The organism is Paracoccus marcusii (assembly GCF_006151785.1).
GTDB lineage: Bacteria > Pseudomonadota > Alphaproteobacteria > Rhodobacterales > Rhodobacteraceae > Paracoccus > Paracoccus marcusii.
Genome location: NZ_VDDD01000097.1, coordinates 1 through 12,803 on the forward strand (window position 1 = coordinate 1; position 12,803 = coordinate 12,803).

The 12,803-nt window shown below is 70.7% G+C and carries 12 protein-coding genes and 2 pseudogenes; 7 read left to right on the forward strand and 7 right to left on the reverse strand.

Going from position 1 to position 12,803, the window contains the following annotated elements; genetic code table 11:
- From FHD68_RS19620 to queG, 3 genes and pseudogenes are all read left to right on the forward strand, one after another.
- Nucleotides 1-124: pseudogene (locus FHD68_RS19620) on the forward strand (monofunctional biosynthetic peptidoglycan transglycosylase); the annotation flags it as partial.
- A 77-nt stretch (nt 125-201) separates the two neighbouring features.
- Complete coding sequence (fzlA, locus tag FHD68_RS13850; protein WP_045982541.1) at nt 202-888, forward strand: FtsZ-binding protein FzlA; 687 nt, start codon at nt 202-204, stop codon at nt 886-888.
- A 73-nt stretch (nt 889-961) separates the two neighbouring features.
- Nucleotides 962-1,975 (forward strand): tRNA epoxyqueuosine(34) reductase QueG, encoded by a 1,014-nt coding sequence (gene queG, locus FHD68_RS13855; protein WP_240542464.1) that lies wholly within the window; start codon nt 962-964, stop codon nt 1,973-1,975.
- On the opposite strand, the gene FHD68_RS13860 is transcribed toward queG, so the two are convergent.
- The 3 genes from FHD68_RS13860 to FHD68_RS19735 form a co-directional block, all read right to left on the reverse strand.
- Nucleotides 1,972-5,484 (reverse strand): calcium-binding protein, encoded by a 3,513-nt coding sequence (locus tag FHD68_RS13860; RefSeq protein WP_240542463.1) that lies wholly within the window; start codon nt 5,482-5,484, stop codon nt 1,972-1,974. The two genes, queG and FHD68_RS13860, sit on opposite strands and share 4 nt — an antisense overlap.
- A 133-nt stretch (nt 5,485-5,617) precedes the next feature.
- Nucleotides 5,618-6,361, reverse strand: a complete 744-nt coding sequence (gene cobA / locus FHD68_RS13865; protein ID WP_127897372.1) for a uroporphyrinogen-III C-methyltransferase — start codon at nt 6,359-6,361, stop codon at nt 5,618-5,620.
- 30 nt (nt 6,362-6,391) lie between these two features.
- Nucleotides 6,392-6,520 (reverse strand): hypothetical protein, encoded by a 129-nt coding sequence (locus FHD68_RS19735; RefSeq protein WP_280115174.1) that lies wholly within the window; start codon nt 6,518-6,520, stop codon nt 6,392-6,394.
- On the opposite strand from FHD68_RS19735, the gene FHD68_RS13870 reads away from it, so the two are divergent.
- Together FHD68_RS13870 and FHD68_RS13875 are read left to right on the forward strand one after the other, a co-directional pair.
- Nucleotides 6,510-7,886: a cryptochrome/photolyase family protein gene (locus FHD68_RS13870; RefSeq protein WP_127897371.1), complete on the forward strand. Its 1,377-nt coding sequence runs from the start codon at nt 6,510-6,512 to the stop codon at nt 7,884-7,886. The two genes, FHD68_RS19735 and FHD68_RS13870, sit on opposite strands and share 11 nt — an antisense overlap.
- Entirely contained in the window at nt 7,883-8,551 is a 669-nt protein-coding gene (locus tag FHD68_RS13875; RefSeq protein ID WP_127897370.1) for an SDR family NAD(P)-dependent oxidoreductase, read from the forward strand. Before FHD68_RS13870 ends, FHD68_RS13875 begins: the two co-directional genes overlap by 4 nt.
- Here FHD68_RS13875 and FHD68_RS13880 read toward each other — a convergent pair whose 3' ends face one another.
- Together FHD68_RS13880 and FHD68_RS13885 are read right to left on the reverse strand one after the other, a co-directional pair.
- Nucleotides 8,552-9,088, reverse strand: a complete 537-nt coding sequence (locus FHD68_RS13880) for a glutathione peroxidase (RefSeq protein ID WP_045982546.1) — start codon at nt 9,086-9,088, stop codon at nt 8,552-8,554. It lies immediately after the preceding gene.
- Nucleotides 9,089-9,115: 27 nt separating this feature from the next.
- Nucleotides 9,116-9,922: a tryptophan-rich sensory protein gene (locus tag FHD68_RS13885; RefSeq protein ID WP_341872765.1), complete on the reverse strand. Its 807-nt coding sequence runs from the start codon at nt 9,920-9,922 to the stop codon at nt 9,116-9,118.
- A 60-nt stretch (nt 9,923-9,982) separates the two neighbouring features.
- On the opposite strand from FHD68_RS13885, the gene FHD68_RS13890 reads away from it, so the two are divergent.
- Entirely contained in the window at nt 9,983-11,005 is a 1,023-nt protein-coding gene (locus FHD68_RS13890; RefSeq protein WP_046001216.1) for a LacI family DNA-binding transcriptional regulator, read from the forward strand.
- Here the strand turns inward: FHD68_RS13890 and FHD68_RS13895 are convergent.
- Both FHD68_RS13895 and mobA read right to left on the reverse strand, forming a co-directional pair.
- Nucleotides 11,002-11,859, reverse strand: a complete 858-nt coding sequence (locus tag FHD68_RS13895) for a hypothetical protein (protein ID WP_127897369.1) — start codon at nt 11,857-11,859, stop codon at nt 11,002-11,004. The genes FHD68_RS13890 and FHD68_RS13895 overlap by 4 nt on opposite strands.
- Entirely contained in the window at nt 11,846-12,454 is a 609-nt protein-coding gene (mobA, locus tag FHD68_RS13900) for a molybdenum cofactor guanylyltransferase MobA (protein WP_127897368.1), read from the reverse strand. The genes FHD68_RS13895 and mobA overlap by 14 nt, the downstream gene beginning before the upstream one ends.
- A 158-nt stretch (nt 12,455-12,612) precedes the next feature.
- Here mobA and FHD68_RS13905 point away from each other — a divergent pair.
- A pseudogene (locus tag FHD68_RS13905) lies at nt 12,613-12,803 on the forward strand (hypothetical protein); the annotation flags it as partial.

Here is a 12,803-nt window from a genome sequence, read left to right on the forward strand (position 1 = left end):
GCGCCTGGCCGCCGTCCTGCCCAACCCGCGCCAGCGCAGCCCGTCGGGGCCGTCGGCGCGGTCGCGGGCCATCCTGGACGGGGCGGAGACGATCGCGCGGGACGGGCGGGCCGCCTGCTTCTGATGGCTGCGGTTGAAAGCGGCGGGGTCGGGGCGTATCAACGGGGCGTTGCGACAATAAGAAGAAGGTCTCGAGCAGCCATGAACACCAACACGCAGACCACGCGACTGTACCACACCGCCCTGTCCCCGTTCTGCCGCAAGGTGCGGCTGGTCCTGGCCGAGAAGAAGATCGAGGTCGAACTGGTCGAGGAGCGGTACTGGGAGGGATCGCCCGATCTGAAGCGCCGCAACCCGGCAGGCAAGCTGCCGGTGCTGCGCTATCGCGGCAACCTGCTGGCGGAAAGCCAGGCGATCATCGAATACCTGGACGAGGCGGTGCCCGCCCCGTCGCTGATGCCGCAGACCCCGCTGGAGCGCCACGAGGTGCGCCGCCTGTGCGCCTGGTTCGACGACAAGTTCCATACCGAGGTCACCCAGCCCATCCTGAACGAGCGCGTCTGGAAGAAGATCACCCGGTCGGGGTATCCTGACAGCCGCGTGGTCAAGGACGGGCTGCGCGCGGTCAAGGACCACATCGACTATCTGTCGTCCCTGCTGGAGACGCGGCGCTGGCTGGCGGGCAACACGCTGAGCCTGGCGGATTTCACGGCGGCCGCGCATTTCTCGTGCCTGGATTACATCTCGGACGTGGACTGGGACCGGTCCGAAGGTCTGCGCGACTGGTATGCGACCATCAAGTCCCGCCCCGCGTTCCGGTCGGTCCTGGCCGACCAGGTGCCGGGCATCCATCCCGCTCCGCATTATGCCGAGCTTGACTTCGGCTGAGGGCGGGGGGGCCAGCCCCCCATCGCCTGACGGCGATCCCCCCCGGGGTATTTGGGCAAAGCAGAAGGCCCGGATGCAGGCCGAGGCGCGCGCAGTGGGATTTGCCGCGATGGGCGTCATGCGGCCGGACGGCGTGCCGGAGCTGGCCGGGCGGCTGGCGGATTTCGTGGCCCAGGGGCGGCACGGGCAGATGGGCTGGATGGCCGAACGGATGAGCTGGCGCGGCGACCCGGCGGCGCTGTGGCCGGAGGCGCGGTCGGTGGTGATGCTGGCCGAGCTGTACACCCCCGAGGGCGATCCGCTGGCGGTGCTGGATCAGCGCGACCGCGCCGCCGTCAGCGTCTATGCGCAGGGGCGCGATTACCACGACCTGGTCAAGAAGCGGCTGAAGCGGTTGGGGCGCTGGCTGCTGGAGACGGCGCCCGAGTCGGGGCACCAGATCAAGGTCTTTGTCGACACCGCGCCGGTGATGGAAAAGCCCCTGGCGCAGGCCGCGGGCCTGGGCTGGCAGGGCAAGCACACCAACCTTTTATCGCGCGATCTGGGCAGCTGGTTCTTTCTGGGCGCAATCTTCACGACCATGCCGCTGCCACCGGACGTGCCGCAGGTCAGTCATTGCGGGTCCTGTCGCGCCTGTCTGGACGTCTGTCCGACCGGGGCCTTTCCTGCGCCCTACCAGCTGGATGCGCGGCGCTGCATCTCCTACCTGACGATCGAGCACAAGGGGCCGGTGGACCCCGACCTGCGGGCGCTGATGGGCAACCGGATCTATGGCTGCGACGACTGCCTGGCGGTCTGTCCGTGGAACAAGTTCGCGCAGGCAGGCTCCGAGATGCGCTATCGCGGGATCATCGATGCGCCGCCGCTGGCGGAGCTGGCGGGACTGGACGACGCGGCGTTCCGGGCGCGGTTTTCGGGGTCGCCGATCAAGCGGATCGGGCGCGACCGCTTTGTCCGGAACGTGCTGTACGCGATCGGCAATTCCGGCGACGCCGCGCTGGCACCCGTGGCGCGGGGACTGACCGGGGACGCCGATCCGGTCGTGGCCGAGGCCGCGTCCTGGGCCGCGGCGCGGCTGGCGCGCTAGAGCAGGAAGTCGTCGCCGTCCAGCGACAGCCGACCGTCCAGCCGGATCAGCATGTCGGCCTGTCGGTCGCCGTTCACGTCGATCAGCAGGTGCGTCTGCTGGCCCACATGCTCCCACCGCAGGGATCGCTGGCCCTGATGCCCGCCCGATCCGGCATAGGTCAGGTTCATCGCGCGCAGGTCCAGCAGATCCTCGCCCGTCCGGAAATCGGTGATCAGGTCGGGGGCACGGCGCGGGCTGTCCATCGCGCCGAAGAACCGGAACGTGTCGCGCCCCATGCCGCCCTGCATCACATCGCCGCCCGTCCCGCCGACTAGCACGTCGTTGCCCGGCCCGCCCAGCATCCGGTCCGCCCCCGGACCACCGCGCAGCAGGTCGTTGCCCGGCCCCCCGGACAGCCAGTCATTGCCCACACCCCCGTCCAGCGTGTCGTTGTGCCAGCCGCCGTTCAGGCGGTCGTTGCCCAGCCCGCCGACCAGCCAGTCCGCCCCAATGCCGCCATCCATGACGTCGTCGCCGGCATCCCCGAACATGCGGTCGTTGCCGGCCTCTCCGAACAGGCGGTCTGCCCCCGCGCCGCCGGACATGCGGTCGTTGCCGGCCCCGCCGCGAAGGATGTCATTGCCCAGATCGCCGTTCATCCAGTCGTTGCCGCCGCCGCCCAGCAGGGTGTCGTTGCCCATGCCGCCGGACATGACGTTGTTGCCGCCGCCCCCCATCAGCAGGTCGAACCCCGTGCCGCCGAACATGCGGTCATGCCCGGGGCCGCCGTTCATGTGGTCGTTGCCCGCCCCGCCATCCAGCGTGTCGTCGCCCGCTCCGCCCTGCAGGACGTCATTGCCCACCCCGCCGATCAGGCGGTCGCGCCCGATCCCGGCGGTCAGCGTGTCATTGCCCGTGCCGCCGTCCAGCACGTTCCATCCGACCATCGAGATCAACAGGTCGTTGCCGTCCTCTCCGAACAGGCGGTCGTTGCCGGATCCGCCGAACAGGCGGTCGTCGCCCATGCCGCCGAACAGCATGTCATTGCCGCCCTCGCCGTTCAGGACGTCGTTGCCGCCATCGCCGTACAGCGTGTCCCAGCCCCAACCGCCCCACAACGTGTCCTGGTCATCGCCGCCCCACAGCATGTCGTTGCCGTCACCGCCCCACAGCACGTCATGCCCGGCACCGCCCAGCAGGCGGTCGCCCCCCGTCCCGCCGAACAGCGTGTCGTTGCCCTCGCCGCCGTCGAGCTGGTCGTCATCCTCGTTTCCCTCCAGGACATCGTCGCCGACCCCGCCCAGCAGGGTGTCGCGGCCGGTGCCGCCTGACAGGCGGTCTGTGCCGTCGCCCCCCTCCAGGTGGTCGTTGCCCACCCCGCCGATCAGCAGGTCATCGCCGCCATCGCCGAACAGCCGATCGTCGCCATCCCCGCCCAAAAGCGTGTCGCGCCCATCGCCCGCCTGCAGGCTGTCATGGCCTGCGCCGCCGTCCAGGTAGTCGATCCCGGCCCCGGCGATCAGCGTGTCATCACCGTCCCCGCCCAGAAGGCGGTTGTTGCCGGACAGATCCTCCAGCCAGTCGTTGCCCGCCTCTCCGGACAGCACGTCGTTGCCGTCGCCCCCCGACAGCCGATCGTTGCCCGCCCCGCCATACAGCGTGTCGTTGCCCGAATCGCCATGCAGCGTGTCCGTTCCGTCGCCGCCATAGAGCAGGTCGTCGTCATCGTCGCCGTGCAGCAGGTCGTCGCCCGCATCCCCGAACAGCGTGTCGCGGCCCGGGCCGCCATGCAGGCTGTCATGGCCGTCGCCGCCGCGCAGATAGTCGTTGCCCGCCTCTCCGCGCAAGGTGTCGTCGCCCGCGCCGCCGGAGACGGTGTCGTTGCCCGCCCCGGCCATGATCTGTTCGCGCCGAGCCCCGCCGATGAGGTGATTGGCGTCCGACGTACCGAAGATCCACAGCGCCTCGGTCGAGGGGGGCGGGACGGGGGGCGTCACCACGGGGTCGGTTTCGGGCGCCAGATAGTGGCCCACCGGGAACAGCGCGTTCGAGAAATCGGCCGCGGTCAGGCCGCGCCCGGTGCGGGTGGTGATGTCCAGGATGGTGTCGCCATAGATGATCATCACCCCGTTCGCCGTGGGGATGAAGCGCAGTTGCCAGACACTGCGGATGTTGCCCAGCATCGACATGTCCAGCCGGTCCACCGCGGGGTCATAGTCCAGGATGGTGATCCGCCCGGTCACCCGCGACGGCACGAAGATGTCGGCCCCCGCGCCGCCCACCAGGGTCACCGGGCCCGCGCCCGCGACCAGGATGTCGTTGCCGTCGCCCCCCTCGATCCGGGTGGTGGCGGCGCCGGCGACCAGCAAGTCGCCCCCGGTGCCGCCACGCGCGGTGCCCGCCCCCGCCGTGGCCGTGGCCCCGATCGGGCCGGGCTCGAAGACCAGTTGCGTCACGCCCGTCTCGGTCCCGGAACCGACGAACAGCAGGATGCGGCCGTCGATCACCCGCGCCTCGATGTCGGTGACATCGGCCAGGGTCATCGCGTCGGTGTCGATGATGGTGGTCAGGTGCAGCAGCCGCCCGTCGGGCAGCATGGTGAACACGCTGATCCCGTCATCGGCCCCGCCTGCAAAGACGAAGGCCCGCCCGCCCAGGACCACGGTCTCCAGCGCGGTGGCGTTCTGGAACCGGGTCGACCCCTCGTCCAGGACATGGTCGACGGTGGTCAGCCGCCCGTCGGCGGTCAGGCGGAACACGGTCAGCGTCCCGGACCCCGTCGCCGCCATCACCACATAGGTGCGGCCGCCGAACTGCACCGCATCCACGTCGGATGGCACGTCATAGCCGGTGCCGCGGTCCGCCCCGTGCACCATGCCCGGCGTCAGCGCGCCCGACGCCGACACCAGATGCGTCGCGATGAAGTTCCCGTTCCCCGAGATCGAGATCAGGATCCGCTGCCCGTCCACGCTGACATCGGTGATCTTGTCCAGGTTCGCGTCGGTCGTGCCCGCCGGGGTGGCGATGGTGGCCTGGCCTGCCCGGACCAGCGCGCCGTCCGCGCCCATCCGGTGGGTGGTCAGCGTCAGCCCGCCGCCCTGCGCCGAATACAGCACCTGCGCCTGGCCCGTGTCCACCTGGCCCAGGGCCGTCACCTGCGGACCCAGGCTGGTGCCGAACAGCCAGCCAAAGGTCGACATCGCCCCGATGTCACCGCGCAGCGTCACGCCCAGGTTGCTGGCCCCGCCCATCTGGCCCACGTGGATCAGCGTGTCGCCGCCCATGTGGATCGCGGTGATCTGCGGCGGTCCCTGATAGGTGAAGTCGGCCAGATAGGGGCGGGTGCGCAGCATGGTGATGGGGGCCGCGGGGTCGCTGATCGCATAGGTGCTGATCCCGCCCCGGACCTGGTTCGCCGCCACCAGCAGCAGGCGGCCGTCGGCCTCGACGATCTCGAGGTCGGTCAGATTGGACAGCCAGCGTTGTTCCGTGACGCCAAAGGTCGTCACGTGGCGATACACGATCATGGCAATACTGCGGGTTGTCCGGCCATCGGCGCCGGGAACAGGGGGCAGGTGTTAAGATGGTCTTAACCGCGCCGCCTGGCCAGTCTTGCTTGACGTGCATTTTAGGCAAAGGCCCGCGCCGGGGCGGGAACCCTCAGGCGGGCAGCGCCAGCGGCCCATAGAGGATCAGCCCCGGCTGGCTGGCCGGCCCGTCGCGCGACAGAAGATCGGCCAGCGACGCCACCGTTCCGGGCAGCAGGCGCTGGCCGGGATGGCCAACGGCCTCGGCCAGCAGGGCGGGGGTTTCGGGGGGCAGGCCGTGGTCGATCAGCCCCTGTGCCATCTTGGGAAAGCTACGCTGGCCCATGAACACCACGGTCGTGGTCAGCGGGTCGGCCAGCGCGGCCCAGTTGATGTCGCCGGGCAGCTGGCCGGTGATGTCGGCACCGGTCACGAACTGCACCCGCCGCGCGGTCAGGCGCCGGGTCAGCGGCATGCCCATCGCCGCCGCCGCGGCACTGGCCGAGGTGACGCCGGGCACGATCTCCCACGGGATGCCGGCGGCGGTCAGGGCCACCAGCTCCTCCTCCAGCCGGCCGAAGATGCCGCTGTCGCCCGACTTCAGGCGCACGACGCGGCGCCCTGCCTGCGCATGCTGCACGATCAGCGCGTTCACGGCTTCCTGCTTGGCCGACGGGCGGCCCGCCCGCTTGCCCACGGCGATCAGGTCGGCCTGCGGACCCGCATGGTCCAGCACCGGTCCGGATGCCAGGTCGTCGAACAGCACCACGTCGGCATGGGCCAGCCTGCGCGCGGCCTTCAGCGTCAGCAGGTCGGGATCGCCCGGACCCGCCGAGACAAGCGAGACGAAGCCGGGGGGAAAGCTGGGATCGGACAAGGGCTGTGGGCCTTATGGGCGGGCGGGGTTTCAGCTATACCACCCCGGCCCGGTGTGACAATGCCGCGCGTTTTCTTTGCCCGCGGCACGGGCGATGAAACCATATCGCCGCTGGCGCGTGATCATCCGGGCATCAAGGGAGAATGCGATGACGGTCATCTGTTGGTTCAGGCGGGTTCTGCGGCTGGACGACCACCCGGCGCTGGTCGCGGCCGCCGCCGCGGGCGCGGTGATCCCGCTGGTGATCCTGGACCCGCGCGAGGCAAGCGACCGGCCCGCCAGCGCGCAGCGCCAAGCGATGGCGCTGGCGCCGCTGGACCGCGCGCTGCGCAAGATCGGCAGCCGGCTAATCGTGCGGCGGGGTGATCCGGCCAAGGTGCTGGAACAGGTCCTGCAGGAAACCGGGGCCGATGCGGTGCACACCACGGTGGGGTTTCCCTTCGCCTCAGACGACGGGCTGGCAGAGGTGGTCGAACGCGGCGGGGCGCGGCTGCATCTGCACGACCTGGCCGACCTGGTGCCGCGGGGGTCGGTGCTGACCGGGTCGGGCGGGGTCTACAAGGTCTTCTCTCCGTTCTGGAAGGCGGTGCGCCAGGTCGACATCGCCCAGCCCCTGGCGCCACCGTCGCTGTCCGCGCCCGATGCCTGGCCCGACAGCGATGGCACCGACTGGCCCGAGGCGCGCGCCGCGATGGACCGAGGCTGGGATGTCATGGCCGCCCATGTCCGCGCCGGAGAGGAGGAGGCCCATGCCCGGCTGGAGGAGTTCATGTCGGGCGACGTCGCAGGCTACAAGCAGGAGCGCAACCATCCCTGGCGTCCCCAGGCCACGTCGGGCCTGTCCGATGCGCTGGCCGTCGGAGAGATCAGCGCCCGGCGCATCTGGTCACGCTGCCGCGGAGAGTTCGAGCAGGGCATTCCGGGGATCGAGCCGTTCCTGTCCGAGGTCTGCTGGCGCGAGTTCGCGCGCGAGCTGATGTTCGAGACGCCTGACATGGACCGCAGCTGCTGGCGCAAGGAGTGGAACGACTTTCCCTGGCGCGCCGACAATGACGACGCCGAGGCCTGGCGGCGGGGCCGCACCGGCGTGCCCATCGTCGATGCCGGGATGAGAGAGCTGTACGTCACGGGGCGGATGCACAACCGCGTGCGGATGATCACCGCCAGCTATCTGACGAAACATCTGCTGACCGACTGGCGCGTGGGGCTTGCGTGGTTCGAACATTGCCTGGCCGATTGGGACGCTGCGTCGAACGCCATGAACTGGCAATGGGTGGCGGGCTGCGGGCCGGATGCCTCGCCCTATTTCCGGATCTTCAATCCGGAGACACAGGCCGAGAAGTTCGACGGCAAGAGCCAGTACCAGGACCACTGGATGCGCCCCGACGCGCCCGGCGCCCGGGAATTCGCGGCGGCCATTCCGCGGGTCTGGGACCTTGACCTGACGAAACGCGCCATGCCGCGGATCTCGCTGGCCGAGGGCCGTGCCCGCGCCCTGACGGCCTATGAGGAGGTGAAATCGTGACGCGCGCGCTGATCCTGGGGGCGACGGGCGGCATCGGGCGGGCGCTGTCCGCGCGGCTGGAGGCGCAGGGGGCGCAGGTCACGGGCCTGTCGCGATCCGCCGACGGGATGGACCTGACGCGGCCCGACACGGTCACGGAACACGCCGCGCGGCTGGCGGGGCAGTCCTTTGACCTGATCGTGAACACGACGGGCGCGCTGGTCATCGACGGGCACCAGCCGGAAAAGTCGCTGGACGCGGTCGATGCGGACGCCATGGCACGACAGTTCGCGCTGAACGCCACCGGGGTCGCACTGGCGATCCAGGCCTTTGGTCCGCTGCTGGCGCGGGACCGGCGGGCGGTGCTCGCGTCGCTGTCGGCGCGTGTGGGCTCGATCGGCGATAACGACCTGGGCGGCTGGATCGGCTATCGCGCGGCCAAGGCGGCGCAGAACCAGATCATCCGCACCGCATCCATCGAATACCGCCGCCGGAACCGTCACGCGATCCTGGTCGCGCTGCATCCGGGCACGGTCGAGACGCCGCTGACCGCGAAATACGCCTCCCGCTATCCGACCATCACCCCCGACCGCAGCGCCGAGGCGTTGCTGGCGGTGATCGACGGGCTGACGACCGACGATACCGGCAGCTTCTGGGACTGGAAGGGCGCGCGGGTGCCGTGGTGATCAGGTCAGATAGGGCGACGCGGCGCCCATGATCTGACGCCCGCCCGGCTTGACGAACGACCCCCAGGTGCCCGCGATGCGGCCCTGCGGGTCCAGCAGCACCTTGTTGAAGTTCCACTGCGGCACGAATCCCGTCTGCGCCCGCGCCCAGGCATAGAACGGGTGCACGTCCCCCTTGGCCACGTGCAGGATGTCGGTCATCGGCAGGGTCAGCCCGTATTGCAGCTCGCAATATTCCTTGGCCTCGGCGCCGCTGGCCAGTTCCTGGTTGAAATCGTCCGACGGCACGGCCAGCACCACCAGCCCGCGCGGGGCATAGGCGTCGTGCAGCGCCTGCATGTCGGCCAACTGGCCCGCGAACCCGCACATGGACGCGGTGTTCACGATTAGCACCGGGCTGCCGCGCCAGTGGGCGGTGTCATAGCTGCCCCCGTCGACGGACGGAAAGGTGAAATGCGGCACGTCCTCTGCCCGCGCGCGGGTCAGGCCCAGGGCGGGCAGGGCGGTGGCAAGGGACAGGAAAAGGCGGCGTCTCATGGGCTTTCTCCTTGGGTGCGGGTCAACTCATCGGGCGGTGGCAAGGCGACCCGCCAGCGCGGCGGCGCCAAGGGTCGCGATCAGGATCACGGGCCAGTTTCCGGCGCCCCAGTTGGCGACGACGATCCCGGCCAGCGCCCAGATCACGGCCGCGGAATAGGCCCATTCGCGCGGGCGCAGCGACTGGACCGCCAGTGCCAGCGCGCTGACCGCGATCAGGCACAGGATCGCGGCGGTCTGGGCCGACAGCCAGCCGTGGCCGCCCAGCCAGATCCCAACCGACACGCCCGACGCCGCCGTCAACCAGCCCGCGTAAAGCGCGATGGGCCGCCCCTCCAGCCAGCGGTCGCGGCGACCGGCCCAGATCATCGCGACGATGGCACTGACCAGCATCGCAATGATCATCAGCGTGGCCAGACCCGGCAGGCGCTGCGCCACCGGCAACCAGAAGAACCCGACGACCAGGCTGACCAGCAGCGGCGCCCGCAGCGGCAGCCAGCCCTCGTCGTCGGCACGGCGCCACAGTCCGAAGGCGGCGCCGGCGATCAGCCACAGATAGATCAGGCCCCAGATCGAGAAGGCCCAGCCCGCAGGCTGGATCGGCGGGTCCGGCTGGGGAATCGGAAAGCGGTCGGGATCGTAGCCCGCAAAGCCCGGGAACAGCAGCGGAGAGACGGCAAAGGCCACCGCCGCCAGCAGGACCAGAAGGGCAAGGGTGCGGTTCGGCATGGGCAGGGCTTTCTGCTGGGGCGCGGGGTGCAGGTTGGCGCGTTGTGCGCGTTTGTCAACGTGCAGGGTGGCGCGGCGGTTGCCATGGGCGCGCGTTCGCGCCATGGATAGGGCCCCCGCATCCCGGCGCGACACCGCGCCGCAGCCCGATGGCCCGTGCAGACGATGAAGCTCAAGGATTTCGCCAAGCTGGTGGGCATGTCCGCGACCACGGTCAGCCGCGCCCTGAACGGCCACCCCGAGGTGAACGAGGCGACCCGCGCCCGCCTCGTCGCCGCCGCCCGCCAGCACGGTTATCAGCCGAACGCCCATGCGCGCTTTCTGGCGATGGGCCATGCCAGCACCATCGGCTGCGTGATCCCCATCGGCGGCCGGAACGAGATCGTGAACCCGATCTATGCCGATTTCCTGGCCGGGGTCGGCGAGGAATGCGCCCGCCGCCGGTTCGAGATCAACCTGACCGTCGTCCCCGAGGAGGATCAGCCCGACGCCTATCGCGCGCTGTCGTCAAAGGGTCTGATCGGGGGCGTGATCGTGCAGTTCCCGCGCCATGACGACCCGCGCCCCGCGCTGCTGGATCGGATCGGACTGCCTTATGTCGTGCATGGGCGGGTGACCGGGCATGACGGTCCCTACAGCTGGGTGGACGTGAACAACCTGCGGGCCTTTGAACGCGGGACGGGGTTCCTGCTGCAGCTTGGTCATCTGCGCATCGCGCTGCTGAACGGGGACGAACGGCTGGATTTCGCGCGCCGCCGCCGCGACGGATACCTGCGCGCGCTGCGCGATGCGGGCCATGCGCCGCGGCCCGCGCTGATGACCACCGGAGAGATGACGGCCGCCTATGGCTATGCCCAGGCCCGCGCCCTGCTGGCGGGCCCCGAGGCGCCGACCGCGTTCCTGTGCGCGGCCACGATGATCGCAACCGGCGTGCGCCAGGCGATCGAGGAGAGGGGGCTGGTCCTGGGCCGCGACGTGTCGGTGCTGACCTTTGACGACGACCTGTCCTATTACGCGAACCGCGATGCGGTGCCGGTGTTCAGCGCCATGCGGTCGCCGGTGCGGGTGGCGGGGGCGCGCTGTGCGGCGCTGCTGATCGACCGGATCACCGGCGGTCCCGGTGATCCGGTGCAGGAGCTGCTGGAGGCCGAACTGGTCGTCGGCCGGTCCACCGCGCCGCCGGCCTAGGGCATCGGCCCGTCGCCCGTCCGGGGCATCGCCGCGCGCAGGGCCGCGTCATGGCCGAACCCCAGGATCTGCCCCTCGGCCGCCAGATCGGTGATGCGGGGGTCGGGGGCCAGCATCGGCACCAGCGCGTCGCGGTCGTCCAGCGCGCGCAAGGTGCGGGCCAGCAGCCCCACCTGCGCCGCATCCAGGCAGGGCCAGCCCGCAACATCCAGCCGCCCCAGCATCGAGGGATAGACCTCGGCCAGCACCAGTTCCGCGTCCTGCCATGGCTGGAACGGCCAGACCGCCGTGCCCGCCCGCTGGCGCAGGCGGTTCAGCCAGGGGATGCCCGTCAGGCTCTGCGCGCCGACCGCACCCGCGCCGGCCAGCTGAAAGGGCGATTTCGGGCGCGGGCCTCCGGGAATTGGGGTTTCCGTCACGCGGTGCGGTGCCAGGTCGGGATGGGGCGGGGGCCTCAGCCGCGGCAGGTCCGGCGTGGGCAGCCGCCGCCCGTCCCCCCAGAAGACCGGCGCATCCAGCGCCCGGTTCAGCCCCGCCGCCACGTCACGATAGTTGCTGCAGTTGCGCGCGTCGTCGCTGTGCTGCGCGTCCAGGTGGTCCCACAGCGCAAGCGCGTCGGCCCGTCCGGTGATCTGGCGCGCCAGCCCCGACGGATGGCCAAAGGCGAAATCCGCCCCGATCAACAGCCGGGTTCCCGGTTCGGCCAATCTCTGCAGCAGGTGGTGGGCCTCCATCCGGGTCGGCGGGTTGGCCAGCAGGCCGCGGTCGTCACCGATCCAGATCGAATCGGCCCCTCGTGTCGGGCGTCCCGCCGCCGACCAGTCCAGGACCACGATCCGGTCAAAGCGCGGCAAGACGCGCCTCGGCCCGGGCCAAGTCGGCGGGGGTGTTGATGTTGGCAAAGACCGCGTCTGGCCAGACCGCACGCCCCGGCTGATGGCGTTCGGCAAAGCGGCGGACGCGGCGCTGATCCGCGGCCAGCGTCGCGGCCAGGTCGTCGCGCAGCGCCACGGGCCACAGCCCGAAGGTCGGATGTTCGCGCGGCCCCTGCGGATCGTCGCCCGCTGCCAGCGCAAACCCCATGGGCCCCCGCGCCGCCCACAGCCGCGCCACCAGGTCCGGTGGCAGGAAGGGCGAATCGCCCGGCACGGTCAGCACCTGCGCGGCCCCCAGGCCCCGCGCCCAATCCATCGCCACCAGCACCCCCGCCAACGGCCCGGGGCGGTCGGGCAGGCTGTCAGGCAGCACGGGCAAACCGAACCGGGCAAAGCGCGCCGGATCGCCGTTGGCGTTCAGCGCCAGCGGCTCGGCCTGCGGGCGCAGGCGGTCCAGCACATGCGCCAGCATCGGTCGCCCGGCCAGCGCCATCAGGGGCTTGTCGCCGCCGCCCATGCGGGTCGCGCGGCCTCCGGCAAGGATCAGGGCGGGGATGCGGGGGGGTGATGTCATGGCGCGACTGTGGCCCCGCCGCATCGGCGGCACAAGGCATCACCGCGTTTCCAATAATTGACAGTTTTGCTTGGTGGGCCGATAACCCCCCGGACCGCCGCAGGCCCGACGCCCTTTCGCGCCCGCCTGCCCGACACCAACTGGATGCAAGGACCGCCATGACCCATCTGCTCAGACAGCCGCTTCGCGCGGGGCTTGCCGCATTTCTGGTCGCCGCGACGCTGGCCGGTGCGGGCCTGGCCCAGGACGTGCCGACGACCCAGAGCCAGCCAGAGGCTGCAGTTCCTGCCGCCCCGCAACCCGCCGCCGACGGGGCCGCACCGGCGGCTGCGCCCGACGCCGCGGCCCC

Coding starts and splice junctions, on each gene's coding strand:
- fzlA (WP_045982541.1), top strand. CDS start 202: ATGAACACCAACACGCAGACCACGCGACTGTACCACACCGCCCTGTCC.
- queG (WP_240542464.1), top strand. CDS start 962: ATGCAGGCCGAGGCGCGCGCAGTGGGATTTGCCGCGATGGGCGTCATG.
- FHD68_RS13860 (WP_240542463.1), bottom strand. CDS start 5,484: ATGATCGTGTATCGCCACGTGACGACCTTTGGCGTCACGGAACAACGC.
- FHD68_RS13870 (WP_127897371.1), top strand. CDS start 6,510: ATGACGGTCATCTGTTGGTTCAGGCGGGTTCTGCGGCTGGACGACCAC.
- FHD68_RS19735 (WP_280115174.1), bottom strand. CDS start 6,520: ATGACCGTCATCGCATTCTCCCTTGATGCCCGGATGATCACGCGCCAG.
- FHD68_RS13880 (WP_045982546.1), bottom strand. CDS start 9,088: ATGAGACGCCGCCTTTTCCTGTCCCTTGCCACCGCCCTGCCCGCCCTG.
- FHD68_RS13885 (WP_341872765.1), bottom strand. CDS start 9,922: ATGGCGCGAACGCGCGCCCATGGCAACCGCCGCGCCACCCTGCACGTT.
- FHD68_RS13890 (WP_046001216.1), top strand. CDS start 9,983: ATGAAGCTCAAGGATTTCGCCAAGCTGGTGGGCATGTCCGCGACCACG.
- mobA (WP_127897368.1), bottom strand. CDS start 12,454: ATGACATCACCCCCCCGCATCCCCGCCCTGATCCTTGCCGGAGGCCGC.